The following is a 25,379-nucleotide window of genomic DNA, read 5'->3' as shown; positions in this document are numbered from 1 at the left end:
CAGCGCGCCGTTCCGGGAAAACCACGCAGGCGATCACAAATGACGGGAATGTTGCAGAACGATGGGCGGGTTGTAAGTTCGACACACCCGGGTGACATCCTTGCCGCTTTCGCCGCCGCCGCGGCGCGGCTCGGTGATGCGCGGGAGCAGGTGCGCCGCGTCATCATCGGGCAGGACGTCGTGATCGACCAGTGTCTCGCCGCCATTCTCGCCGGCGGCCATGCGCTCATCGTCGGTGTGCCGGGGCTTGGCAAGACCCGTCTTGTCGAAGCGCTTGCCGCCGCTCTCGGCCTGTCCACGCGGCGGATCCAGTGCACGCCGGATCTGATGCCAGGCGATATCCTGGGCAGCGAAGTGCTCGAAACGGGTGCTGACGGCGCCCGTGCCTTCCGCTTCATCGAAGGGCCGGTGTTTACCGAGCTGCTGATGGCGGATGAAATCAACCGCGCCAGCCCGCGCACCCAGTCGGCCCTGCTGCAGGCGATGGCGGAGCGCCGGGTCGCGGTGGCCGGGCTCAACCGCCAGCTGCCCGATCCGTTTCACGTGCTCGCCACCCAGAACCCGCTGGAACAGGAAGGCACCTACCCGCTGCCCGAGGCCCAGCTCGACCGGTTTCTGTTCGAGATCCGCATTGAATATCCCTCGGTGGCGGATGAGCGGCGCATGCTGCTGGCGACGACCGGGCTCGATCAGACGGAGGTTGAACCGGTGCTCGACCCTGAAGGACTGCGCGCGGCCCAGCATGTGGTCCGCGCCATGCCGGTGGGGGCGAAGGTGGTTGATGCCATCCTGGCGCTGGTGCGGGGCGCGCGCCCGGAAACGGCGGGTGATCCGAAGATCGCCGCTGCGCTTGCCTGGGGGCCCGGCCCTCGCGCGGCGCAGGCGCTGATGCTCGCGAGCCGTGCCCGCGCCCTGCTGGATGGGCGCGAAGCGCCGAGCCTTGATGACGTCGCGGCGCTGGCGGCGCCGGTGCTGCGGCACCGTATGGGGCTTTCCTTCGCCGCCCGGGCCGAGGGTGAGAGCGTCGAGGCGCTGATCAGCCTCGCCGTTGCGCGGATCCTTGGCTGAAGCGGATGCCCGCGCCGCGGCGGTCGCGGCGGCCGCTGCACTGGCCGCGCGGCTACCGGCCCTGGTGCTCGCCGCGCGGCGCCTGGCCGCGGGAGTGGCGCCGGGCCGGCATGGCCGCCGCCGTGCGGGCGCGGGCGAGCAGTTCTGGCAATATCGCGAACTCCACGAGGCCGACTCCGCCCGCAGCATCGACTGGCGGCGCAGCGCACGCGGCGAACGGCTGTATGTCCGCGAGCGGGAGTGGGAAACCATCGAAACGCTGATGCTGGATATCGCCGATCATCCCGGCATGGCGTTCCACTCCGCCGGCGCGAGTGAACCGAAATTCGACCGCGCGCTGGTGCTCGGTCTCGCCCTGGCCGCGCTCGCGCTCGATGGCGGCGAACGCGTCGCTGCCTGGCGCCGCACGGCACCGCTTGGCGGACCCGGGGCGCTTGAACGCCTCGCTGCCGGCTTTCTGCTGCCGAAGACAGTCGCGCCCGGCCCCGGCCGCCTTGCGCTGATCGGAGACTTCCTCGATCCTCCGGAGGAGGTCGCGGCCGCGCTGTCGGCCATGGGGGCCAGTCTGCGGGGTGGTGTCCTGCTTCAGGTGCTTGATCCCGCCGAATGCGATTTTCCGTTCCGCGGTCGTGTGCTGTTCGAGGATCCGGCGGGGGGGCGTCCGGAAGATGTCGCTTCTGCCGAGGATGTTGCCGTCGCCTATCGCGCGCGCCTGGCCGCGCAACGTGCCGCCGTCGTCCGTGCCGCCGAAACGGCGCGGCTGCGTCCGTTGTTCCACCGCACCGACACTCCTGCCGGCCCGGCGCTCGCCGCCCTGCGGTCTGCGCTTGAACCGGCGCGATGATCGGCCCGGTCAGTTTCGCTGCTCCTGCCGTCCTCGCCGGGTTACTGCTGCTCCCGGGACTATATTTCATCCTTCGTGCGACCCCGCCGGCGCCGCGCCGGCAGCTGTTTCCGGCGATCCGACTGCTGCGCGACGTCCCGCCCACCGCCCGGAGCCCGGCGCGCATGCCGCTCTGGCTGCTGCTTCTGCGACTGGTTGCGGCTGCCGCAATCATCATCGGCTTCGCCGGCCCGCAGATCGTACCGCCTCCAATCCTTGGCGGCGCAGGCCCGGTTCTGCTGGCGATCGACAATGGCTGGGCCAGCGCGGCCGACTTTCCGGCGCGGCAGGAGGCGGCGCGGCGCATCGTCGATCAATCGGGCCGGCGCGGCGTGATCGTGCTGCCGACGGCACGAGATGCCGCGGGGCATCTGCCTCGCGCCAGCGCCCTGCTGGACCGCTCCGCCGCGCTGGCCGCGATCGGCGGGCTTCGTCCCGAGGCCTGGCCGACGGACCGCGCCGCCGCTGCGGCCGCTGTCCGCGCGGTGCGGCGCGCGCATCCTGATCTTACCGCCGTATACGTCGCCGACGGTCTGGCCGCGCAAGGCCTTCGCGGTTTTGTTGCCGCACTCCGCCCGGCGCGAATCGTTGCCGCATCGCCCGCGCGGCTTCGACTGCTGGAGCCGCCGGGCCTCTTGCCGGACGGATCTCTCCTTGCCCGGGTCGGCGTCGTGCCGCAGGCGGCAGCGGTCTCGGTTCCCGTCCTCGCCGAAGACGGCGCAGGGAGCGCGCTCGCCCGCGTGGACATAAAGGTGCAACCTGGAACGTCTGAAGGTGCAGCCCGGATCGACCTGCCGGTTGCACTTCAGGCGCGGGTGAGGCGCCTCGTCATTCCCGGCATTGCCGGGCCAGCGGCGGTCGCCCTGCTGGACGGCGCGTCGAAGGGGCTGCTGGTCGGGCTTGTGGCGGGCGGCGCGGCCGATGCCGAGCAGCGCTTCACCGGCGCACTCTATTACGTGCGCCGGGCTCTCCCCAATGGAACGAAAGTGGTCGCCGGATCGTTTAGCAGTGTGGAGGGGGCTGATCCCGGCGCGCTCATCCTGGCGGATGTGAACCTGCATCCGCGCGAGATCGCGTGGCTGCGGCGCTTCATGTCGGCGGGCGGGGTCGTCATCCGCTTTGCCGGGCCGCTCACCGCATCAAGGCCCGATTCGCTGAATCCAGATGCGCTTCTGCCCGGCGTTCGCGACCTGGCGGGTGCCCTGGCCGGCGGACACCCGGAGGCCATCGCGTCCTTCGCGCCGGATTCGCCGCTGGCAGGAATGGCCTTGCCGCGCGATGCGCGCGTCCGCCGCCAGAGCCTCGCGGACCCGGCGCGGCTCGATCCGGCAACCGTCTGGGCCAGTCTGGCCGATGGCACGCCGATCATACTCGGCAGGCGCGAAGGGCGCGGTGCCTTGGTCGATGTGTTGACGGCCGCCAATCCGGGCTGGTCGGACCTGCCGCTTGCTGCCGATTTTCCCGCGCTGATTCGCCGCCTGGTCCGTCTCGGGGCGGGTCGTGTGCCGAAATCCGGTCAACTCACGCCGGTTCGCGTGCTTGACGGCGAAGGCCGGCTGGTGCCGCCCGGCGCAGCCGCGCGGCCGCTGGATGCGGCGAAACTGGGCAACATCATGGTTTCGCCCGCTCATCCGCCAGGATTGTGGGGCAATGCCCGCGGTTCGGCGGCGCTCGATCTCGGCGGTCATGTGCCGGCACTCGCCGCGGCCTCGTGGCCTGCACTGGTGCCGGTGACCGGGCTCGATGCCTTGCCGCGAGCGCGCCGCTTCGGCCCCGACCTGCTGGCCGCCGCGATGGCCCTGCTGCTCGTCGACATGGTGGCGACGCTGCTGCTCCGTGGCGCCCTTCAGCTGCGTGTTCTGGCCGGGGCGGCCGGGCTTTGCATGCTTATCCCGGCGCCGCATGCGCGTGCGGCGCCACCGGCGGCGGCGCTGACCGCATCGCTCGCCTATGTCCGCACCGGCGATCCGGCAACCGACGCCATCGTGCGTGCCGGACTGACGGCGCTCTCCACCCAGGTGAACGAGGAGACCGCCGCCGTGCTCGGCACACCGCAGGGCGTGGTGCCGGGGCAGGGCAATCTCAATCTCTATCCGCTGCTCTATTGGATGGTGACGTCTGCGACCCGTCCGCCCGATCCGGCTGCCTGTGCGGCGCTCGACGCGTTCATGCGCGGTGGTGGCCTGCTGGTGATCGACACCGATGGCGGCAACCCCGGAAGCGCCGGTTCGGGTGCCGGGTTCGACCCGGGCGCCGGCGCCGCACTGCGCCGGGCGACGGCCTGTCTCTCCCTGCCGCCCCTCAGGCCGCTGACCGACCGTGACACCCTGGCGCACACCTTCTTTCTCACGCGCAGTTTTCCCGGCCGTTTCGACGGAGCGCCGGTCTACATTGCCGCGCCGGGCGGCCGCGACGCCGACGGCGTGAGCCCGGTGGTGATCGGCGCGAATGACTGGGCCGGTGCCTGGGCACTCGACCAGGCCGGCAATCCCTTGCAGGCTCTTCTGCCCGGAACCCCCGGCCAGCGCGACAAGGCCGGCAGGTTCGGCGTCAATCTGGTGATGTATGCGCTGACCGGCACCTATAAGGCGGATCAGTTGCAGATCCCCGCCATTCTCCGAAGACTCGGCGAATGACGATACCCGTCGTCTTTGCGCCGCTGGTGCCTTGGCCTCTGATTGCGGGACTGGCCGCGATTGCGCTCGCGTTCGGCGGCATCGGCCTGCTTCGCCGGGCGCGCGGCGCCTGGCTGCGACTCGCCGGCCTTCTCTTCCTGCTTGCCGTGCTGGCCGGACCGCGCTGGCAGGTGCGCACGACCGCGCCCTTGCCGGACACGATCGTGGTCATTCGCGACCGCTCACCCTCGATGGCGATCGGGCGGCGCGCGGCGCTTGCCGCTGCCGCCTATCGGCATCTTGCTGCCACGGTGCCGAAAGGTGTCACCCTCCGCACCGTTGCCGTCGCCGGCGACGGGCATGATGGAACGCCCCTTTTCTCCGCGCTGAAGGCGGCGCTCTCCGGAATTCCGCCCGGGGAACTCGCGGGTATCGTCGCCATCACCGATGGCGAAGCCACCGACGCACCGCCGAGCCGACTGCCCGACGGCGTGCCTGTCTCGGCATTGATCCCCGCCGCGCCGGGCCAGACGGATCGGGCGCTGAGCCTGATTTCAGCACCGCGCTACGGGCTGGTCGGCCACAAGGTGACGCTGCGTTTCGTCGTCCGGGACCATGGCGTCGAGGATCGCGGCACCGCGGTTCCGGTCGGCATCTCGGTCGATGGGCACACGGTCCATGTGGTCAGCGCACGGGTGGGACAGACGGAGACAGTGCCGCTCGATGTCTCGCATGCCGGGCGCGCGGTCGTTGCGGTGTCGGCGGCGCCGCTGGCGGGTGAGGTGTCCCGCACCAATGACCAGGCGGTGTTCCATCTCGATGGCGTGCGGCGGCGGCTGACGGTGTTGCTGATCGCCGGCCGGCCCAATCCGGGGCTGCGGGCCTGGCGGCTGCTGCTGAAATCCGATCCCGCCGTGCGGCTGGTGAATTTCACCATCCTCCGCCTGCCCGACGAGCCGATGCCGGCGCCGCTGCGGGACATGGCGCTGATTCCGTTTCCGGTGGACCAGTTGTTCGACCGGGATATCGGAAAGTTCGACCTGATCATTCTCGACCAGTTCGCGAATGACGATCTGTTGCTGCCGCCCTATCTCGCGAATATCGCGCGCCATGTCCGCGCCGGCGGCGCGCTGCTGGTCGAGGCCGGGCCGGAATTCGAAGGGAACCGGTCGATCGCCGATTCGCCGCTCGGGCCGATCCTCCCGGTGCGCCCCTATGGTGCCGGCACGGTGACTGGCGCCTTCACGCCCCAGCTCACGCGTGAAGGGCTGCGCGACCCGGTGACCGCCCGTTTCGCGCGTGATTCACTCGGTCCCTGGTATCGCTATGAAACGGTGCAGCGGCGCCGCGGCGTGACGCTGCTTCGCGTGCCGGGCGTGGCGGCGCCGCTGCTCGTTCTTGCGCATGAGGGCAAGGGGCGGGTCGCAATGCTGCTTTCCGATCAATTCTGGCTTTGGGCACGCGGCGCGCTGGCGGGCGATGCGGCGATGCGCGGGCCGGCGGCGGCGCTGCTTGGTCGCACGGTCCACTGGCTGCTCGGCGATCCGTCACTTGCGGCGCGTCAGTTGCATGCGTCCATTGCGGCGGGGCGGCTGAGCATACGCCGGATCGGGCCGGATGGCCCCCCAGGTTCGGTGACGGTGACGGCGCCGGACGGCCAGACCATGACCATCGCGCTGCACCGCACTGCGCCCGGGAGGTTTGCGGCCTCCCTGTCGGCCGGCGGGCCCGGTGTGTGGCGGGTTGCCGGCGGCGGCCGCACCGCCTATGCCGCCGCCGCAGACGAGGATCCGGCAGAGCAGCGGGATCTGGCCGCGAGCAGCCGGATTTTCGCGCCGTTCGCGCGCCGCAGCGGCGGGCGGATCGTCTGGCTCGCACATGACCCGGCGCCAGGCTGGCAGGGGCTCTACCGGCGACGCCATGCCAGCATCGTGACCGGTGAGCGCGATGTGAAACTGCCACCGGCAATTCCGGGCGTGCTTCTTGGACTTCTGCTGATTGTCGCCGGCTGGTGGCGCGAGCGCGCGTGAGCCGGCGGCGCGACGACCTCAGGCCGAGATGGACTTCGCGAAACGCGTCTTGCCGTCCATGTCGATGAAGGCGAACGCAATCGCCTCGCGTGTGACTGACGTCGTCAGGAAGCCATGTGCGCCAAGGCAGAATCCCGCGCGGCTCGGCGTGCCGGGATCGTAGATTTCCGATCCGACGCCGTTGGTCACGTAGGAAACTCCGCCCATCTCGACATATTGCATCGAGTGGTCATGGCCGTTGATGTAGAGCTTCACGCCATGGCGGCGCAGGACCGGTTCGAGTGCCGCGATCAGATCGGGCTGGTCGTGGCCGGGTCCGCCAAGGGCGGTGTAGAGCGGATGATGCCCCACCACGATCTTCCAGCGGGCGGCCGATCGACCGAGCGCATCATCGAGCCAGGCGCGCTGGGCGTGCGGGTCCTGCCCGGAAATATCGGTGACTGTGCCAACATATTTCCGGATGAAGGGCGAGGAATCGAGGAAGAAGATCTCCGCCTCGCCGCCGCCGGGCAGCGTTTCGGTGTGGGTGTAGTAGCGGGCCGGCAACTGCCAGCGCTTCGAGCGTTTCGAATATTCGATCTGCGCGGGCACGTTGCCGCGATAATCATGGTTGCCGAGGATTACTTTCCACGGGCGCTGCAGCGAGGCCTGGTCGTAGACGTCCTCGAAGCTGGTTTTCCACTGCGGATCGTTGACGGATTTCACACCGGATTCATAAAAATTGTCGCCAAGCGAAAGGATGAAGCGCGGCGAATCGGCGGCGGCCCGATCAGCCATGGCCTGGGCGACGTTGCGCTGATGATGCGCGCCGTCGCGGCCCCAGTCACCGATCGAGAGGAAGCGAAATGCATCGGCCGTTCCGGCATGCGCGGCCGGCGCGGCGGCAAGCAGGGAGGCGGCCGTGAGTTCGGCGCCGGTGCCCAGAAAACCGCGGCGGGATATTGTCATGCGGGACCTCCATCGATCAATTCGGCCCCCGTCTACCCCGCTGTCCCGGTGAAGTCATATGACAAGACGGGGACAAAGGGCGGCCCTTGCGGCGCCGCCCGTTCGTCCGTTTAGCCGGCGAGCTTTGCGGCGATCCCGGCGACATGCTTGCCCTGCGCGCGGGCAATGGCGAGTTCGTTGGCGCTCGGCTGGCGGGAACCGTCGGCGCCGGCCAGTGTGGTTGCGCCATACGGCGTGCCGCCGGTGATCTCGTTCATGTTGGTCAGCTCCGGGTTGGAATACGGAACACCGACCACGATCATGCCGTGATGGAACAGCGTGGTATGGAACGAGGTGATGGTGGTTTCCTGGCCGCCATGCTGGGTGCCGGTCGAGGCGAAGACCGAGCCGACCTTGCCGATCAGCGCGCCCTTGGCCCAAAGGCCGCCGGTCTGGTCGAGGAAATTGCGCATCTGGCCGCACATGTTGCCGAAGCGCGTGGGCGTGCCGAAAATGATCGCGTCGTAGTCGGCGAGTTCCGCCGGCGTTGCGACCGGCGCGTCCTGGTCGGTCTTTGCGTGGATCGCCTTCGCGGTGTCTTCCGGCATGGTCTCCGGCACGCGCTTCAGCGTCACCTCCGCTCCGGCGGCCTTCGCCCCTTCCGCCACGGCCTTGGCCATCGTCTCAACATGGCCCCAGGTGCTGTAGTAGAGCACAAGAACTTTCGCCATTTCGACTCTCCGTCAGGTTGTGATGCGCCCGCTATACGACGCAATTCGTTCGATATCAAACGTTATCTGATGACAATTCGGTGTCTGGTTCAATGCTCCTCGGCAATCCAGTCCTCGATCAGCTTGCGCGCGATCGAATCCCGTGGCGGCAGGTTGAAGCCCGCCTCGCGGCGGTTCGCGAGATCCGCGCGGGTGAACCACGCGGCGGCGCGCATTTCCTCGGCGTCGAGCGTGATCGCCTCGCTCACCGCTTCGGCACGGAAACCCAGCATCAGTGAGGCCGGAAACGGCCAGGGCTGGCTGCCGGTATAGGAAACCGTTCCCACGTGAACGCCGACCTCTTCAAGGGTTTCGCGGCGCACCGCATCTTCGAGACTTTCGCCCGGTTCGACGAAGCCGGCGAGGGTCGAGAACATGTTCCGCTCGGGCGGAAATTTCTGTGACTGGCCGAGCAGCACGCGGTCGCCTTTCGCAACCAGCATGATCACCGCCGGATCGGTGCGCGGGAAATGCTCGGTGCCGCATTGCGCGCAGCGCATGGTGTGGCCGCCGCGTTCGGGAGCGCAGGCGCCGCCGCACACGCCGCAGAATTTGTGGCGGGATTGCCAGTAGAGCAGGCCGCGCGCCGTGGCGAGCAGCCCGGCCTCCTCGGCCGGCAGCGTCGCGGTCAGCCCGCGCAGTTCGAGAAACGCGCCGCGCGGACGGTGCAACGCATCGAGCGGCGCGTCATGTGCCGAAAGATCGACGGCGAAGACCGGGCTGCCGTTCATCAGCCCGAGAAAGACGCTTTCCCCCGCGTCCTCGCGCGGCGGGGCATCGAGCACGGCGCGGGGTTCCGGTTCGGGAGCGATCAGCAGCTTGCCGCGCCAGTAGGCGACGAAGCCTGCGCCCGTATCGGCGCGGGCCGCGGCCAGCCAGTCGGCATCGGTGCGGCGGTGGCTGGCGCGGTCGAGCCGGGCGGAGCTGTAGAGCAGGGCGGAAGGGAGCGGAATATCGTGCATGGCGGGAAGGTGGCACCGGTCCACGGTGCCGGCAAGCCGGCCTTGCAAAGAGGCTTCAAAGGATAGATATGGAAAGCGGGAGGCCGGTCGCGGACGGGCGCCTCGCCAACCCGGTCAGGGCCGGAAGGCAGCAGCCGCAACGAGTTTCCGCACGGGTCGCGGTTCCGGTCTCCCACCTCTCAATCCAGCCCAGCTCATCGGAGGCGCATGGCCGGTCTGTTCGACGACGACGAGACGGACGATCAGCCTAGGTCCGAGCCGCCGCCGCCGGGACCGTCGCTGTTCGGCGACGACGAATTGCCCGAGGCCGCCGCCCCGGTCCATGCCGAGTCCTACCGCGTCCTCGCCCGCAAATACCGCCCGACCACCTTCGACGACCTAATCGGCCAGGACGGGCTGGTCCGCACCCTGCGCAACGCCTTCGCGATGAACCGCATCGCCCACGCCTTCATGCTCACCGGCGTGCGCGGTGTGGGCAAGACGACGACGGCGCGGATTCTCGCCCGCGCGCTGAACTGCACCGGGGCGGACGGGCAGGGCGGTCCCACGCCCGATCCCTGCGGCGTGTGCGATAATTGCGTGGCGATCCTCGCCGACCGCCACCCCGACGTGGTGGAGATGGACGCGGCCTCGAACACCGGGGTCGACGACGTGCGCGAGATCATCGAGGCGACGCGCTTCCGCCCGATGATCGCCCGCACCAAGGTGTTCATCGTCGACGAGGTCCACATGCTCTCGCGCAACGCGTTCAACGCGCTGCTCAAGACGCTGGAGGAACCGCCGCCGCACGTGAAATTCGTGTTCGCCACCACGGAAATCCGCAAGGTGCCGATCACCGTGCTCTCGCGCTGCCAGCGTTTCGACCTCAAGCGCGTGCCGGTCGATGTGCTGGCCGCGCATTTTGCCCGCATCGCGGAGAAGGAGGCGGTCGCGGTCGAAGGTGGCGCGCTCGACGCCGTCGCGCGCGCCGCCGACGGGTCGGTGCGCGACGGGCTCTCCCTGCTCGACCAGGCGATCGCCCGGGCCGATGAGGGGGCACCGGTCACGGCCGAACTGGTGGCCGATATGCTCGGCCTGGCCGATCGCGGCATGGTCTTCGATCTGCTGGAGGCCGTCGCCGCCGGCGATCCCGCCGGTGCGCTCGGCGTGATGGACCGCGCGCATGAAGCCGGCGCCGATCCGGTATTGGTGATGCAGGATCTGCTCGGCCTCGCCCATACGCTCTCGCGCCTGAAGGCGATCCCGGCCCTGGCCGAGGGCAGCGAATTGCCCGAGCTCGACCGCGCCCGCGGCGCGCCGCTGGCCGCGCGGCTTTCGGTGCCGTTTCTCGGCCGCCTCTGGCAGATGCTGCTCAAGGGCGTCGCCGAGGTGGAGCAGGCGACCGACCGGCGCGCCGCCGCCGACATGATCCTGATCCGCCTCTGCTACGTGTCCGACCTGCCGCCACCCGGCGAACTGGTTCGGCGCCTGTCTGGCGAGGGGACGGTGGCCCGCGGCAATGCCGTGCCCGCGTCCGCGCCCGGCCCGGCCCCAAGGGCGGTGGTGAACGGCGCCCCGGTCGCGCCGGCCGAGACCGCCCCGGCAACGGCCCCGCGCCTTGCCCGGTTCGAGGACGTGATTGCCCTGGCCGGCGAGAAGCGGGACGCCTTGCTCTATGCCCATCTCCGCCACGATGCCCGGCTGGTGCGGTTCGCGCCGCCGGTGATCGAACTGAACCTTACCCCCGAGGCGCCTCGCGATCTTTCGTCCCGCCTCGCCAGGTTTCTCGAGGCGGAAACCGGACGGCGATGGACCATCGCCCTATCCCGCGCCGCCGGCGCACCGAGCATGGTCGAGGCCGAAACCACGGCACGCGAGACGGCGCGCAACGAGGCACTCGACCATCCGCTGGTCAGGGCCATCTTCGAGACGTTTCCTGGGGCGAAGATCGCGAGCGTCGAGGTCGACGCGCCGCCCGCCCTTGCGGAGCCGCCCGTGATGGATGATGACCGCTTCGACGATGTCCCGCCGATTTCCGACGACGACATCGCCGATGCCATGGAGATCGACTGATGAAGAACCTCGCCGGCCTGATGAAGCAGGCCCAGCAGATGCAGCAGAACATGCAGGAGATGCAGACGCGTCTCGAAGCCATGGAGATCCGGGGCGAGGCCGGCGCCGGCCTGGTGAAGGTCACGCTGTCCGGCAAGGGGGAGATGAAGGGGATCGAGATCGATCCCAAGCTGATCGACCCGAACGATGCCGAGATGCTTCAGGACCTGATCGTCGCCGCCCATCGCGACGCCAAGTCGCGGCTGGAAACCCTCGCTGCCGAGGAAATGCAGAAAGTGACGGGCGGGATTTCGCTGCCGCCCGGCATGAAGCTGCCGTTCTGAGGCTGCATAGGCGGATATTCCTGCGATGATGGGCCCGGAGATCGAGCGGCTGGTCGGGCTGATGGCGCGGCTGCCGGGTCTCGGGCCGCGTTCGGCGCGGCGCATCGTGCTGCGGCTGATGGCCGAGCGCGAGCAGCGCCTGCTGCCGCTGATCGCGGCCCTTGATGCCGCTTGCCAGCGCGTCGCCGTCTGCCCGGTTTGCGGCGGACTGGATTCCCAACAACCCTGCATGATCTGCGCCGATGCCGCCCGCGAACCGCTGATCTGCGTGGTCGAGACGGTGGCCGATCAATGGGCGCTGGAACGCGCGGCAGTCTATCGCGGCCGCTATCATGTCCTCGGCGGCCTGTTGTCGGCCATTGCCGGCCATGGCCCCGAAGATCTTGGCATCGACCGACTCGTCGCCCGGCTCGACGGATCGGTGCGCGAGGTGATTCTCGCCCTGCCGGCCACCGTCGATGGCCAGGCCACCGCGCATTATCTCACCGAACGGCTCGCAACCTGTGGCGTGAGCGTTACCCGGCTTGCCCAGGGCGTTCCCGTCGGCGGCAGTATCGAAATCCTCGACGAGGGCACACTCGCCCTCGCGCTTTCCGCCCGCCGCGCTGCCGGATGATGCAACTCGTCCGCGACGGGCGCGACCTCAGGGTCGATTTCTTCCGCGGCATCGCGCTGTTCTGCATCTTTCTCGACCATATCCCGCACGACACACTGGCCCGCTTCACCGTGCGCAACCTCGCACTGAACGACGCGACGGAAATCTTCATCCTGCTTGCCGGCTTTGCCGCCGCCCTTGTCTATGGCCGCAAAATGGATCGCGCGGGGCCACTTTCCGCCTCGGCCGACATGCTCAAGCGCGCCTGGACGCTCTATATCGCGCATATTTTCCTCTTCGTGCTGTTCGCAGCGCAGGTGGCGCTTGCGGCCATCTGGTTCGCGCGGCCGCAATACATTTCCGGGGTGGGAATCGATCATCTGGTTGCGAAGCCGCTTTCGGCAATCATCGAGGCCGTGCCGCTGCTCTACCAGCCGGCCTATCTGAATGTCCTGCCGCTCTATGTCGCCATCATGGGCGGCATCGCGCCGCTGCTCTTCATGCTGCGCTTTCCGCGCGCACTGCTCGTGCTCAGTTTCGCGCTCTATGCCGGCGCACGGATCTATGGCTGGAACCTGCCGACCCACAGTGGCCACGGCTGGTACTTCAACCCGTTCACCTGGCAGTTGCTCTTCGTCCTCGGCATGCTGTTCTCGCGCTATGGCAAGCCGGATTTGCCCGTTCTCGCGACCGATGCGGTTGCGGTCGTGCTGCTGCTGATCGGCTTCGCGATCCTGCTGACCACATGGATCGAGCCGTCCCTCGCGAAGCACATCCCGCCACTGCTCAAGCCATTCGTGAGCAATATCGACAAAACCGGCCTGCATCCGTACCGGCTGGCCTCCATTCTCTCGCTTGCCTGGCTCGCCTCCCGCCATGTCCGCGCCGAAGGACGGTTTCTGAGCAGCCGCCTCGCCCGCGTCTTCGTCCTGATCGGCCAGTACGGCTTGCCAACCTATTGCGCGAGTATCCTGCTCTCCTATGCCGGGCGCATCGTGATGGACACCGATGACGGCTGGGCGATGCAGATCGTCGTCAATCTCACCGGTCTCGCCGCGCTGCTCGGCGTCGCCGCGATCGCCGCCTGGTACAGGGTGAAAGATGCCAAACCGTCTGTTTCCTAGTCTCCTGCTGCTTTTCGCATTGGCCGGGACGGCGGCGGCCGCGCCGTCCTGCCCGACCGTGCCGGTGCAATATCTGCGTCTGCCGCATCTGCGGGCCGCGATCCACCAGGGCCAGCCGGTCGTGATCGCGGCGATCGGTTCGTCATCCACCTGGGGGGCGATGGCGCACGACATCGGCGATTCCTATCCCGCGATGTTGCAGGACGACCTTGGCGACCGGTTGCCGGACGCGGAGATCAGCGTGATCAATCGCGGCATCAGCGGCGAGGATGCGCTGCGCGAGGACCGCCGGATGGAGCGCGATGTGCTTGCCCTGCGGCCCGTGCTGGTCATCTGGCAGGTCGGCGCCAATGCGGCGATGCGCGGCGAATCACCGGACCGGTTCACCGCTCTGGTGGAGCAGGGATTGCGCAGACTTCGCGCAGCCAATCTCGATGTGGTGCTGATGGATAACCAGCGGTCGCGCCGCCTGTTGCACTCGCCCGACAATGCGCGGATCAACGCCGCCCTTGCTCATCTGGCCCGGCGTTACCGGGTGGGCCTGTTCTCGCGCGATGTGCTCATGCGCGCTTGGGCGCGCGCCGGCGCCGATCCCTCCGGTTTCCTCGCCGCCGATGGCATGCACATGAACGACCGGGGCTATGCCTGCACCGCGGCGGCGCTGGCCGATTCGATCGTCGCTGCGGTGAAATAGCGTTCAGGCGTCCGGTTCGAGAGCCTCGGGCGCATAGCCGAGCGCGTTCAGCCCTTCCTCGAGCATGTCGCCGAGGCCGGTTTCGCCGAGCAGGTCATCAGCAAGGTTGCCGTTGATCTGCTCCGCCGCCTGGGCGCGGGCGTCGGCCCACTCGTCCCTGCCGAAATCACCGCGGCCGACAAGAAAGAGAGCCAGCAGGTCGGTCGCGGCCTCGTCGGACAGAAGGTCGATGGCCTCCCGCAACTCCGTCTCGCTTTCATCGCCGGCCTGCTCGTCGAGCATATCGGTCTCCTCCTCGGGCGGAGGCGTGCCCGCTTCGGGCTCTTCCTCCGGCTCGACCGGCGGCAAATGGGCCTCGACGGCGCGTGCCTTGAGGATAATGAAGGCGACATGCTCGGGCGGGATTTCGAGCGGAACCGGCTCGGGTTCCTCGGTGTCGATCACGCGTTTCCTGTCACGATCCGGATCGGCCATGGCGGGGTCTCCTCATCGGTGCGACTCCGGATCTGTGCATTGCGCCTTCGGGTTTGAAGTCCTCCGGAAGGCGAGTCTCTCAGCGCGAGGCGCGGGCCGTGTCCTTCGCGACGGTCGGATCGTCGGCGACTTTCGGGTTGCCCCGGCGCAACCGGTGCTCGCCGAGCAGCAGCAGGATCGGCGCCGCGATATAGATCGACGACGAGGTGCCGACGACGATGCCGAACAACATCACCCAGGCGAAGCCGGAGAGCGAGGCGCCGCCGAACAGGGCAAGCGGCAGGGCGGCGAGGAACACCGTGCTGGATGTGCCGAGCGTGCGGTTGAGGGTTTCGTTGATCGACAGGTCGATCAGCTCGCGCAGCGGCATGGTCTTGTATTTGCGCAGGTTTTCCCGCATCCGGTCATAGACTACGACCTTGTCGTTGGTCGAATAGCCGATCACGGTCAGGATCGCGGCGATGGTCACCAGGTCGAAGGGCAGGCGGGTGATGACCATGAAGCCGATCGTCTTGGTCACGTCGAGGATCAGCGTCGCCACCGCGCCGACGGCGAACTGCCACTCGAAGCGGAACCAGATGTAGACCAGGATCATCAGGAAGCTGATCCCGAGCGCGATCAGCCCCTGCTGGAACAGCGTCGCCGAGACCGAGGCGCCGATCGCCTGGGTCGAGAGGATCTTCGCACCGGGCAGGTTCTGCTTCACCACCCCTTCCGCGGCGGCGAGGGATTTCTGCGTATCCTTCGCATTGTCCTGGGATTCGAGGCTGATCAGCACGCCCTTGTCGCCGCCGAAGCTCTGCAGGGAGGCGCCGGGCAGATGCACCGCCGCGAGTTCCGCCCGCAGCCTGGTGAAATCCGGCTTCTGCGGCGTTGCCACCTGAATGACGACGCCGCCGCGGAAATCGAGGCCGAGATTGAGGCCGGGATGAAAGAACAGGATCACCGACGCGGTCGAGAGAATGGCCGAGACCGCGAGGCCGATGAACCGTCCCTTCATGAACTGGATGCGCGTGCCGTCCGGCACCAGGCGGAAGGCGGGGCGGGTGAGGAATTTCATGGCGCGGGCCTCAGAGAACCGGCAGCGCGGCGGGACGGCGCGCGACATACCAGCGCGCCGTGATCAGCCGGACCAGCACGGTCGACGTGAACAGGGTTGTGATGATGCCGACACAGATGGTCACCGCGAAGCCGCGCACCGGCGGCGATCCGAAGATGAACAGCATGATGTGGGCCAGCAGCGTCGTCACGTTACTGTCGATGATGGTGCCGTAGGCGCGCTTGTAGCCGGCCTCCAGCGCCGCGAGCGGCTTGCGGCCGAGCTTGACCTCCTCGCGCACGCGCTCGTTGATCAGCACGTTCGAGTCCACCGCCATGCCGAGCGTCAGCAGGATGCCCGCCATGCCCGGCAGCGTCAGCGTCGCCCCCATGAGCGACAGCACGGCGATCAACAGCAGCAGATTGACCACGAGGGCGATGTTCGCGAACCAGCCGAACAGGCCATAGAAACTCGCCATGAAGGTGATGACCAGCACGAAGCCCACCGCCAGCGAGACGATGCCGGCGCGGATCGCGTCGGCGCCGAGTTCCGGCCCGACGCTCTGCTGCTCGACCACCTTGAGCGGGGCGGGCAGGGCCCCGGCGCGCAGCAACAGGGCGAGGTCGGATGCGCTCTTGGCCGTGAAGCTGCCCGATATCTGTCCCCGCCCGCCGACGATCGGCGTGCGGATCACCGGCGCCTCGATGATCTTGCGGTCGAGCTCGATGGCGAACAGCTTGCCGACGTTATGGGTCGTGATGTCGGCGAATTTGCGGGCGCCGACACTGTTGAAGGTGAAGTTCACCACCCATTGCCCGCTCTGCGGGTCCTGCCCGGCCTGGGCGTTGGTCAGGTCCGCGCCGTCGACCGCGACGCGCGAGCGGATCGCGAGCTTCCGGCCGCTGCCATCGCTCATCGGCAGGATCTCGACGCCAGGCGGCGGTGTCTTGGTCTCCGGGTTCACGTCCTCCGCGACCATGTGGAAGGTCATGTGAGCGGTCTTGCCGAGCAGTTTCTTGATCTGGTTCGGGTCGGACACGCCGGGCAACTGGATGACGATCTGGTCCGCGCCCTGCCGCGCGATCTGCGGGTCCACCACGCCGCTGCCGTCGATGCGGCGGCCGATGATGGTGATCGACTGGGCGATGGCCTGCGTCTGCTTGGCGATCAGTGCCGGGCGCGAGAGGGTCAGCGTTGCGGCTCCGGCATCCGACACCTTCACGTCCAGATCCGGCGCGCCGCCGGCCGCCGCCACCGGCGAGACCAGCTTCGCGAGGATCTGCCGCACCTTCGGTGCCTCGCCCGGCTTGACGAGATTGAACTGGACCCGCCGCGCTGCAACGTCCCCGCCGAGATCGGTATAGCCGATATCGGCCTGGAGCAGGGCGTGGCGCACCTCGTCGGTCAGGTTCGCAAGCTGCTCCTTCACGACGGCGTTCATGTCGATCTGCATCAGCAGGTAGGATCCGCCGCGCAGGTCGAGGCCGAGATGGATCTGTGGCCAGGGAATGCCCGGCACCGGCCGCTTGATCAGGTTCGGCAGCGTGAGCAGCACGCCGATCGCGCAGAACAGCACGATCAGGGTGGTTTTCAGGCGCGTGAAATAAAGCATGACAGGCGAAGGGCTCCCAACGGCAAGGCATGGGTGGTATGGCGGCCTCGGCTTGCGGGTGCAAGCCCGCTGCGGTCGGGAACGGAAAGTGATGCAGAAACTCGGGGTTGGTGTGATCGGGGTCGGCCATTTCGGCCGCTACCATGCGTTGAAGACGGCCGCTTCCGAGCGGGCCGATCTGGTCGGCGTGTCCGATCCCGATGCGGGCCGTGCCGCGGCGGTGGCGGCGGAAGCCGGTTGTGTCGTCCGCCCGCTCGACGAACTGATCGCGACGTCCGACGCGGTGATCGTCGCCGCTCCGGCCGACTCCCATTTCGCCCTGGCCCGGCGCGCGCTCGAGGCCGGGCGCCATGTTCTCGTCGAAAAGCCGATTGCCGCGACGGTGGAAGAAGCGGAAATCCTCGGGCGCCTCGCGTGTGAGCGCGGCCTCGTGCTCCAGGTCGGGCATCTCGAGCGGTTTTCCGCCGCCCACGGCGCGGTCGCCGCGCGGATGGGCAAGCCTCTTTATATCGAGGCCGTGCGAATCGCCCCGTTCAAGCCGCGCGGCACCGACGTATCGGTGATCCTCGACCTGATGATCCACGATCTTGACCTCATTCTCGCCCTGGTAGCCCAGCCGATCGAAAGCATCGATGCGGTCGGCGCGGCAGTCGCCAGCGCGCATGAGGATATCGCCAATGCACGGGTGCGCTTTGTGAACGGCTGTGTCGCCACCGTCACCGCGAGCCGAATTTCCCTCAAGACCGAGCGGCGGATGAGAATATTTTCCGAGGCGGGCTATCTCGCGGTGGATTTCGCGGCGCGCCGGCTGAGCCTTGTCGGGCGAGGGCAGGGCGGAGGTCCGCGGATGCCCGGTTTCGAGGAATTCGGCATCGAGCAGGCCGGCTGGGAAGACCATGATGCGCTGGCCGCCGAGCACGCCGCGTTCCATGCCGCGTGCCTGGACGGCGCACCGGTGCTGGTCGACGCCGAAGCCGGGCGTCGCGCGCTGGAGGCGGCGATCGGCGTTGGACGATCGATCGCGGAAAGCCGTGCGAGGGCCGAGGCATCGGGTCTGATCGGCGGGCACTGAAAAGAGGGGAGCAGCCACGCCGAGTCGCGGCCTGCCGGGCCATCTATCGGGCACATGCGGGCCAACCGGAAAAATCCAGTCCTGTCCTTGATCGTTTCGCTGGCTTCTGGACTTTTCCAAAATCCCTTGTTGACGCGCCAAGCCGCGGCCCGCTACGTCGGTCACGTGTCTGAAACAGCCATTCCGCTTCCTGCGATTCGAATCCGTGGCCGTACCTTCATGGCCATGGTCGTCATGCCGGAATCGCCTTTCGGCGCCTGGCTCGATGCGCTCGACCGGCAGATCCAGCGCTCCGTCGGCTTTTTCGAGGGCCGCCCCGTTGTGGTCAATCTCGCCCTTCTTGCGATGACCGGCGATGATCTTCCCGCCGTTCTCAAGGCGCTCGAGGCGCGTGACCTGCGCATCATCGGCGTCGAGGGGGTGGAGATGGAGCGGCTGGCCGGAACGCCCTGGTTTGGCGTCAATCTCGCTCCGCCGGGTCGGGAAGGTCGTAGCGACCGTGCGATCGAGATTCCGGAACCCGAAGCCGCCATGGCGGTCGAGGCACCAGCCGCACCCCTTGTTCCTTCGGCCCGCCCGTCGCTGCTGATCGACCGCCCGGTCCGTTCCGGCCAGTCGATCGTCTTCGAGGATGGCGACATCACGGTGATCGGCCCTGTTGCCTCGGGCGCCGAACTTATTGCCGGCGGGTCGATCCATGTTTACGGCACGCTCCGCGGCCGTGCCGTCGCCGGTCTCGCGAACGGTCACGAGGCGCGGATCTTCTGCTCCCGCCTCGCAGCCGAACTGCTCGCGATCGACGGTCTCTACCGCACGGCGGATCACTGGGGCACCGGCCTGCAGGGGCGGGCGGTGCAGGTCTGGCTGGATGACAAGGAGCTGCGCCTCGCAGCATTGGGATAGGAATTCATTCATGGCGAAGGTTCTCGTAGTCACATCGGGCAAGGGCGGCGTCGGCAAGACGACCTCTTCGGCCTCGCTGGGCGCAGCTCTCGCCCAGGCTGGGCAGAATGTCGTGGTGGTCGATTTCGATGTCGGCTTGCGCAATCTGGATCTGGTCATGGGTGCCGAGCGTCGTGTCGTGTTCGACCTGGTCAACGTCGTGCAGGGCGATGCGAAACTCGCGCAGGCGCTGATCCGCGACAAGCGGGTCGACACGCTGTCGCTCCTGCCCGCGTCGCAGACCCGCGACAAGGATGCGCTGACGCCTGAAGGCGTCGAACGGGTGATTGGCGAGCTGCGCGAGAAGTTCGACTGGATCATCTGCGACAGCCCCGCCGGCATCGAGCGTGGCGCCACGCTCGCGATGCGCCACGCCGACGTCGCCGTGGTGGTGACCAACCCCGAGGTGTCCTCGGTGCGCGACTCCGACCGGATCATCGGCCTGCTGGATTCGAAAACCGTGCGGGCCGAGGCGGGCGAAACGATCGAGAAGCACCTCCTGCTCACCCGCTACGACGCCGGCCGCGCCGCCCGTGGCGAGATGCTGAAGGTCGAGGATATCCTGGAAATCCTCGCGATCCCTCTGATCGGCATCATCCCTGACAGCGAGGACGTGCTGCGCGCCTCGAATGTCGGCTGTCCCGTCACGTTGCACAGTCCAACATCCGCGCCCGCCCGCGCCTATATCGATTCGGCCCGGCGGCTGATGGGCGAGACGATCGAAATTACCGCACCGGTCGAAAAGAAGACCTTGATGAGCCGTCTGTTCGGCAGGAAGGTCGCATGAACCTGTTCAATTTTTTCACCCGCTCGCGCAGCACCGCTCCGGTTGCGCGCGAGCGGCTGCAACTCCTGCTCGCCCATGAACGCGCGCTCTCCGGCCAATCCGATCTCGCCGTGGTGCTGCAGGAAGAAATTCTTGCCGTGATCGCCAAGCACGTATCGATCGACCGCGAGAAGGTGAACGTCAAGCTCGGCCGCGATGGCACGGTGTCCACGCTCGAGATCGACATCGAGATGCCGGAGGCCGCCCTCGTAAAGAACTGAGCGCGCGCGGCAGCCATCGCCGGTTATTGCAGGGTGATGACTTGATGCGCGCGCCGGCTTCGGCTAAACCCCGCGTCGCGCTGATTGCGCCGTGCCCAGGTAGCTCAGTTGGTAGAGCATGCGACTGAAAATCGCAGTGTCGGTGGTTCGATTCCGCCCCTGGGCACCACTGCCCCAATATCCCAGACCGATGATTGGCGCTTTACCCTGACACCGATGGCGGCGTGATGGACGGTATTGAAACGGCGACGGACAGTCTCGAACGCCACAAGCATTTGCGCGAACACCCCGAAAACCGTCACGCCCGGCGCATGGCGCTGCTGATCGGCATTCTCGCCGCCGCTCTCGCTATTTGCGAGATGGGCGAGAAATCGGCGCAGAACGACTATATCTCGAAGCAGATTGCCGTGAACGACACTTGGTCCTTTTACCAGGCCAAGGCGATCAAGGCCGACATCGCACGTTCGCAGGCGCAGTTGCTCAAGGCGTTTGCCACCCAGGATAACGACCCTGCAACAGCGCGCGCGGCGCAGGCGGCCGAAGCAAGGGCAGACAAGGAAGCCTCCGATCCGCAAGGCCGCGAAGGAAAGGCACAACTGCGCGCGCAGGCGCTGCGACAGACCGAGGCGCGCGACCATCAGCTTGAGCGTTACCACCTTCTCGAAATCGTCGTGGGTCTGCTGCAGATCGCGATCGTCCTGGCATCGGTTTCCGTCGTTACCGACGTCCTCACGTTCGGTCTTGCCTCTGCTGCGTTGGGAAGCCTGTCGTTTTTAGCCGGTTTGGTGGTGATGGCGTTCGTCTAGGCCTCATCATCCGGCGTAATGGGGTTGACCGGCCAGGGGATACATGCCGTTCCTATCAGGCCAGCATCGCCATCCATCCGATCCAGTAGGGTCTGAAGATGCCAAGCGGACCTGGCCTGTGAATTCGTAGGCGAATATCAAGGATCAGCGACCGGCAATGCATCGATATCCCGATGCCCTCGCCACTTGGATTGGCCAATCTCGCTCGATTGAACGGATTTTCTTGCCGATTGATGAACAATCGGCTGCGGTGTCGTCGCAACTTCGCCACGAGCGCGCAAATTGGCAGTCAACGCATTTTCGTATGTTGAATAATACGGCGAATCGCTACAAGATTCGCCGCCGATCGATTCGTTGTTGGTCGATTCGTCAATTTATCCAACCTGCCGGAAACGCCGGCATCGGCCCGAAAGCCGATCTTAGACAGGAAAGAGGCTTCGACCATGTCGAAAGCGTTTATCGCCGAGGTCATTCAGGGCTCCGCCGAAATCACGGGCGTGGCCGCCAACCGCGCCGCGACGGACCTGATGGAAGCAATCGTCAAGGAACTGAAAAAGAACGGGAAGTTCACGCTTCCAAGCTTCGGCACGTTTACCGTCCGCAAGACCAAGGCGCGCAAGGGTGTGAACCCCCGCACCGGCGAGGAAATCAAGGTCAAAGCAGGTAAGACTGTGCGATTCAAGGCATCGCCGTCGCTCAAGAAGATGGTCTGACCCTTCAGCTCCGGGGTCCGGTTTCTGCGTATTGTGACCGGAGCGATCCGCCGAGCGGGTCGCTCCGGTTGTGTTTCATGCTTTCACCCTGCGGCATTTGTCTCGCTACCCGGGAGATCGAAATAAGAAAGAAAGTTTTGTAACGAAAATGTTTTGCGTTGCCATCTTCAAATAACCGATAATAAATTTGATCAAATTTCAGAAATCATATACGATACTATCAAGTATAAAAAAAAAGATAAAACTGAAAATTTTTCAAATTTTGAACTTACCCGGATTTTTATGCCTGTTATGGGCCAGGCACGACGTTCCGGTGGGAGAAGAAGATGAGCAGGATGACGAAGCCGGGCGGAAAGGCTCCGGAACCGGCACAGTCCGCGGCAGTGCGCAATCGCGATCCCGAAGCCAGGACGTTTGGTATCCTGGATCTCCAGTTCACATCCGTTGATCCGATCACGATCAGCGGCACTATCGGCGGAACCGCCGATGTCGAATATGCCGATGAACTCCTGCTGTCGGTCCTGACGCCCATTGCCATGCCGCGCATCGATTCCGATCCGTCCGATGATCCGGACGAGTCCTTCGATATCGAGCAAAATGATCTTCACGAACACGCGGAAGACCAGGTCAGCACGGTTGCACCGTTGCAGCAGACGGACATGCACGGCACGACCGGCCTTGTCGATCTGACGCGTTTCGCCGCGGAGGCTGCCTCACCGCAAGCCGCGATGTCCCCCTTCGATCTGGCGCCCAGAGGCGTTGCGGACCAGACGGCCGCTTCCGCCGGGTCTGCGGATCTCGCGCCGCAGCCGGCCAGTGACAGGAATGCCGGCGTCACCACCTCGGTTTGTTTCCTCGAAGGAACCAGGATCTTCGGCCTGAATGGCGACATCCCGGTTGAGACCATGAACCGTGGCGATCGGCTGATCACCAAATCCGGAGCCATGCGGCCGGTGCGCTGGGTCGGACGCCGGACGATCGACAGCCAGCGCCATCCCCGGCCCGAAACAGTCTGGCCCGTGCGGATCGAGCGCGGCGCAATCGACGATGGTCTGCCCGAGCGGACACTCTATCTCTCACCCGATCATGCGATCTATCTCGATGGTTGCCTCGTGCCTGCCAAGGCGCTGGTGAACGGCCGCTCGATCGTCCAGGAGCAACGCCGCAGCTTCACCTATTATCACATCGAACTCGAGACCCACGACATCCTGCTCGCGGAAGGACTGCCCACCGAGTCCTATCTCGACACGGGCAATCGCCGCTTCTTCGAAAGCGACGATGATGCGATGACCCTTCATCCCGATTTCGCACAGACGATGCGCGAAACCCGCAGTTGTGCGCCCTTTGTCGAATCGGGGCCGATGCTGGCCGCGATCCGGGCGCGCATCGATGCGCGGCTGCCAGCTGCCGAGATAACGACCGATCCCGGCCTGCGCGTGCTCGCGAACGGGCGTTTCCTGCCCGTCTCGTCACTCGATCCGACGACCTATGCCGTGCAGCTGCCTGCGTCGCCGACCGATCTGCGGCTGATGTCGAATGTCGTCGTCCCCGCCGAACTCCATCCGGACGCCGAGGATCGCCGTCGCCTCGGTCTCGACGTCGTCCAACTGCTGATAATGAACGAGGGGCGGATGGTTCATGTGCCGCTCGAGAGCGAAATGCTGGGGGAAGGCTGGTACGCGCTGGAGTCCGGGCATCGCTGGACCAATGGCGATGCCGTCATCCCGGCTTCACTGACGGCCGGCGCCAAGACGCTGCTGGTGCGCCTCGCCGGGCAGACGAGCTACCCGGTTGCCGGCGCCATTGCCGCCGGGGTCGGATCCTGATCAGCCGACCAGGCGGGTGAATCCGTTGGTGATCGGATAGCGACGGTCGCGGCCGAAGGCGCGCGCGGTAATCTTCACGCCGGGTGGCGCCTGGCGCCGCTTGTATTCAGCACGGTCGAGCAGCTTCCACACGCGTGCCACGGTCGCCCGATCATGCCCGGCCGCGACCAGTTCCTCGATCGATTTCTCGCCCTCAACCAGTCCTTCCAGCACGGCGTCGAGCACGTCGTAGGGCGGCAGGCTATCCTGGTCGGTCTGGTTCTCCCGCAGCTCTGCCGAGGGCGGTTTGGTGATCACGCGTTCGGGCATCACTGCTCCGGCCGGCCCCAGCGCGTCCGCCGGGCGATTGGCGTTGCGCCAGTGCGACAGCGCGAAGACCGTCGTCTTGTAGACATCCTTCAACACCGAATAGCCGCCGCACATGTCGCCGTAGAGAGTCGCGTAACCCACCGACATTTCCGACTTGTTGCCGGTGGTCAGCACCATGTGGCCAAGCTTGTTGGACAGCGCCATAAGGATCAGTCCGCGCGCGCGGGACTGGATGTTCTCCTCGGTGATATCCGGTGTCCGGCCCTCGTAGAGCGGTTCCAGCACGGCGGCGAAAGCCTCGGTGGCGCCGCCGATCGGCACCGTGTCGCAGCGGATGCCGAGCAGATCCGCGCAGGCGGCGGCATCCTCGAGGCTGTGCGCGCTGGTATAGCGGCTCGGCATCATCACCGCGCGCACCCGCGCCGGCCCGAGCGCATCCACCGCGACCGCCGCCGAAAGCGCGCTGTCGATCCCGCCCGAGAGGCCGAGAATGACGCCGGGAAACCCGTTCTTGTTCACATAATCGGCCAGTCCCATCACCATTGCCCGGTAGACCAGGTCGAGCCGCTCAGGCTCGGGCGGCAGAACGTGCGGTTCCGCGACCAGGCCCGTGGTTGTCCGCTTCCAGACGAGAGTCTCGATCGCCGCACGGAAATGCGGCATCCGCAGCGCCAGCGAGCGGTCGGCATTCAGCGCGAAGGATGCGCCGTCGAAAACGATCTCGTCCTGCCCGCCCGTCATCGCCGCGAAGACGAAGGGCAGGCCGGTCTCCACCACGCGATTGAGCGCGAGTTGCAACCGCACGCCCAGCTTGCCGTCCTCGAACGGCGAGCCGTTGATCGAGACGAGCAGTTCCGCGCCGGTCTCCGCCAGGGTTTCCGACACGGCCGGCAGCCACCAATCCTCGCAGATCATCACCCCGAGGCGAAACCCGCGGAACATCACCGGGCCGGGGGCCGGGCCGGGCGCGAAGACCCGCTTTTCGTCGAATACGCCGTAATTCGGCAACTCGTGCTTGGCCCGCCGGGCGATGATCCGTCCGCCATCAAGCACGAAAGCCGCATTATGCAGCGCGCCTTCCGCCCTCCAGGGCAGCCCGACGATGACGCCCGGCCCGCCATCCGCGGTATCGGCGGCGAGTTCGGCGGCAGCCGCTTCACAGGCGGCAACGAAGGCTGGCTTCAGCACGAGATCTTCCGGCGGATAGCCGGCGATGCCGAGTTCCGGCGTGACCAGCAGGTCGGCGCCACGGCGCGCGGCTTCGGCGCGGGCCGCGCGGATCGCCGCGAGATTGCGGTCGATCGCGCCGACATGAAGGTCGAGCTGGGCGATGGCGAGCGTGAGTGTGTCGGTCATGCCGGCTAGATAGGCGGTTTTGGTGCCGTCGTCACCGCGTGCCGGATTATGACGGATTGTTACGAACCTGCCATCATTTGGCCTCAACGTCTGGTTACCGCCCTCTCACGGCCTGGCGGACCGAATCGCCAGGCCGCAAG

At 66.8% G+C, this 25,379-nt stretch carries 23 protein-coding genes, 1 tRNA gene and 1 other RNA gene; 18 read left to right on the top strand and 7 right to left on the bottom strand.

What is annotated here, in order from left to right; all coding sequences use genetic code 11:
* Positions 1–39: 39 nt before the first annotated feature.
* From ACRY_RS12520 to ACRY_RS12505, 4 genes are read left to right on the top strand one after another with little or no spacing between them, the layout of a single operon-like run.
* A complete protein-coding gene (locus tag ACRY_RS12520; RefSeq protein WP_050751117.1) occupies positions 40–1,068 on the top strand; it encodes an AAA family ATPase in 1,029 nt (342 codons plus the stop codon).
* A complete protein-coding gene (locus ACRY_RS12515) occupies positions 1,061–1,912 on the top strand; it encodes a DUF58 domain-containing protein (protein ID WP_231295252.1) in 852 nt (283 codons plus the stop codon). The genes ACRY_RS12520 and ACRY_RS12515 overlap by 8 nt, the downstream gene beginning before the upstream one ends.
* Complete coding sequence (locus ACRY_RS12510) at positions 1,909–4,587, top strand: DUF4159 domain-containing protein (protein ID WP_012039748.1); 2,679 nt, start codon at positions 1,909–1,911, stop codon at positions 4,585–4,587. The genes ACRY_RS12515 and ACRY_RS12510 overlap by 4 nt, the downstream gene beginning before the upstream one ends.
* Positions 4,584–6,596 carry a hypothetical protein gene (locus ACRY_RS12505; protein WP_012039747.1) on the top strand — a complete coding sequence of 671 codons (2,013 nt, stop codon included), beginning with the start codon at positions 4,584–4,586 and terminating at the stop codon, positions 6,594–6,596. Before ACRY_RS12510 ends, ACRY_RS12505 begins: the two co-directional genes overlap by 4 nt.
* Before the next feature lie 18 nt (positions 6,597–6,614).
* Here the strand turns inward: ACRY_RS12505 and ACRY_RS12500 are convergent, their stop codons facing one another.
* The 3 genes from ACRY_RS12500 to nudC all read right to left on the bottom strand — a co-directional run bounded on the left by ACRY_RS12500 (position 6,615) and on the right by nudC (position 9,255).
* Entirely contained in the window at positions 6,615–7,544 is a 930-nt protein-coding gene (locus tag ACRY_RS12500; protein ID WP_012039746.1) for a purple acid phosphatase family protein, read from the bottom strand.
* Positions 7,545–7,654: 110 nt separating this feature from the next.
* Positions 7,655–8,254: an NAD(P)H:quinone oxidoreductase gene (gene wrbA / locus ACRY_RS12495; protein ID WP_012039745.1), complete on the bottom strand. Its 600-nt coding sequence runs from the start codon at positions 8,252–8,254 to the stop codon at positions 7,655–7,657.
* A gap of 89 nt (positions 8,255–8,343) precedes the next feature.
* Positions 8,344–9,255, bottom strand: coding sequence for an NAD(+) diphosphatase (gene nudC / locus ACRY_RS12490; RefSeq protein ID WP_012039744.1), 912 nt, complete (start codon positions 9,253–9,255; stop codon positions 8,344–8,346).
* Positions 9,256–9,333: 78 nt separating this feature from the next.
* Here nudC and ffs point away from each other — a divergent pair.
* The 6 genes from ffs (at position 9,334) to ACRY_RS12465 (ending at position 14,043) form a co-directional block, all read left to right on the top strand.
* Positions 9,334–9,431, top strand: an RNA gene (ffs, locus tag ACRY_RS18140) — signal recognition particle sRNA small type.
* A gap of 31 nt (positions 9,432–9,462) precedes the next feature.
* The gene (locus ACRY_RS12485) at positions 9,463–11,307 is read left to right on the top strand and encodes a DNA polymerase III subunit gamma/tau (RefSeq protein ID WP_012039743.1); all 1,845 of its coding nucleotides are present in this window, start codon (positions 9,463–9,465) and stop codon (positions 11,305–11,307) included.
* Positions 11,307–11,630 (top strand): YbaB/EbfC family nucleoid-associated protein, encoded by a 324-nt coding sequence (locus tag ACRY_RS12480; RefSeq protein ID WP_012039742.1) that lies wholly within the window; start codon positions 11,307–11,309, stop codon positions 11,628–11,630. Before ACRY_RS12485 ends, ACRY_RS12480 begins: the two co-directional genes overlap by 1 nt.
* A gap of 25 nt (positions 11,631–11,655) precedes the next feature.
* Positions 11,656–12,246 carry a recombination mediator RecR gene (gene recR / locus ACRY_RS12475; protein ID WP_012039741.1) on the top strand — a complete coding sequence of 197 codons (591 nt, stop codon included), beginning with the start codon at positions 11,656–11,658 and terminating at the stop codon, positions 12,244–12,246.
* Positions 12,243–13,349: an OpgC domain-containing protein gene (locus ACRY_RS12470; protein ID WP_012039740.1), complete on the top strand. Its 1,107-nt coding sequence runs from the start codon at positions 12,243–12,245 to the stop codon at positions 13,347–13,349. The genes recR and ACRY_RS12470 overlap by 4 nt, the downstream gene beginning before the upstream one ends.
* The gene (locus ACRY_RS12465; RefSeq protein WP_012039739.1) at positions 13,327–14,043 is read left to right on the top strand and encodes an SGNH/GDSL hydrolase family protein; all 717 of its coding nucleotides are present in this window, start codon (positions 13,327–13,329) and stop codon (positions 14,041–14,043) included. Before ACRY_RS12470 ends, ACRY_RS12465 begins: the two co-directional genes overlap by 23 nt.
* 3 nt (positions 14,044–14,046) lie before the next feature.
* Here ACRY_RS12465 and ACRY_RS12460 read toward each other — a convergent pair whose 3' ends face one another.
* The 3 genes from ACRY_RS12460 to secD all read right to left on the bottom strand — a co-directional run bounded on the left by ACRY_RS12460 (position 14,047) and on the right by secD (position 17,168).
* The gene (locus ACRY_RS12460) at positions 14,047–14,517 is read right to left on the bottom strand and encodes a DUF3775 domain-containing protein (RefSeq protein ID WP_012039738.1); all 471 of its coding nucleotides are present in this window, start codon (positions 14,515–14,517) and stop codon (positions 14,047–14,049) included.
* 79 nt (positions 14,518–14,596) lie between these two features.
* Entirely contained in the window at positions 14,597–15,577 is a 981-nt protein-coding gene (secF, locus tag ACRY_RS12455; RefSeq protein ID WP_007421986.1) for a protein translocase subunit SecF, read from the bottom strand.
* 10 nt (positions 15,578–15,587) lie between these two features.
* A complete protein-coding gene (secD, locus tag ACRY_RS12450) occupies positions 15,588–17,168 on the bottom strand; it encodes a protein translocase subunit SecD (protein ID WP_007421985.1) in 1,581 nt (526 codons plus the stop codon).
* A gap of 91 nt (positions 17,169–17,259) precedes the next feature.
* On the opposite strand from secD, the gene ACRY_RS12445 reads away from it, so the two are divergent.
* The 8 genes from ACRY_RS12445 (at position 17,260) to ACRY_RS12410 (ending at position 23,574) form a co-directional block, all read left to right on the top strand.
* Positions 17,260–18,240, top strand: coding sequence for a Gfo/Idh/MocA family protein (locus ACRY_RS12445; protein WP_007421984.1), 981 nt, complete (start codon positions 17,260–17,262; stop codon positions 18,238–18,240).
* 54 nt (positions 18,241–18,294) lie between these two features.
* Positions 18,295–19,143 carry a septum site-determining protein MinC gene (gene minC / locus ACRY_RS12440; RefSeq protein WP_012039737.1) on the top strand — a complete coding sequence of 283 codons (849 nt, stop codon included), beginning with the start codon at positions 18,295–18,297 and terminating at the stop codon, positions 19,141–19,143.
* 10 nt (positions 19,144–19,153) lie between these two features.
* The gene (gene minD, locus ACRY_RS12435) at positions 19,154–19,969 is read left to right on the top strand and encodes a septum site-determining protein MinD (protein WP_007421982.1); all 816 of its coding nucleotides are present in this window, start codon (positions 19,154–19,156) and stop codon (positions 19,967–19,969) included.
* A complete protein-coding gene (gene minE / locus ACRY_RS12430) occupies positions 19,966–20,229 on the top strand; it encodes a cell division topological specificity factor MinE (protein ID WP_007421981.1) in 264 nt (87 codons plus the stop codon). Before minD ends, minE begins: the two co-directional genes overlap by 4 nt.
* 93 nt (positions 20,230–20,322) lie before the next feature.
* Positions 20,323–20,398 (top strand) — tRNA-Phe (locus ACRY_RS12425).
* A 58-nt stretch (positions 20,399–20,456) separates the two neighbouring features.
* Positions 20,457–21,035, top strand: a complete 579-nt coding sequence (locus tag ACRY_RS12420; protein WP_231295250.1) for a DUF4337 domain-containing protein — start codon at positions 20,457–20,459, stop codon at positions 21,033–21,035.
* A gap of 443 nt (positions 21,036–21,478) precedes the next feature.
* Positions 21,479–21,748, top strand: coding sequence for an HU family DNA-binding protein (locus tag ACRY_RS12415; RefSeq protein WP_007421979.1), 270 nt, complete (start codon positions 21,479–21,481; stop codon positions 21,746–21,748).
* Between the two features lie 326 nt (positions 21,749–22,074).
* A complete protein-coding gene (locus tag ACRY_RS12410) occupies positions 22,075–23,574 on the top strand; it encodes a Hint domain-containing protein (RefSeq protein ID WP_012039736.1) in 1,500 nt (499 codons plus the stop codon).
* Here the strand turns inward: ACRY_RS12410 and ACRY_RS12405 are convergent, their stop codons facing one another.
* The gene (locus ACRY_RS12405; RefSeq protein ID WP_192826783.1) at positions 23,575–25,239 is read right to left on the bottom strand and encodes an NAD+ synthase; all 1,665 of its coding nucleotides are present in this window, start codon (positions 25,237–25,239) and stop codon (positions 23,575–23,577) included.
* Between the last annotated feature and the right edge of the window lie 140 nt (positions 25,240–25,379).

Source organism: Acidiphilium cryptum JF-5, assembly GCF_000016725.1.
Classification (GTDB): Bacteria; Pseudomonadota; Alphaproteobacteria; order Acetobacterales; family Acetobacteraceae; genus Acidiphilium; species Acidiphilium multivorum.
The sequence above is the reverse complement of the archived record's forward strand: the minus strand, read 5'-3'. Positions and strand labels throughout refer to the sequence as shown.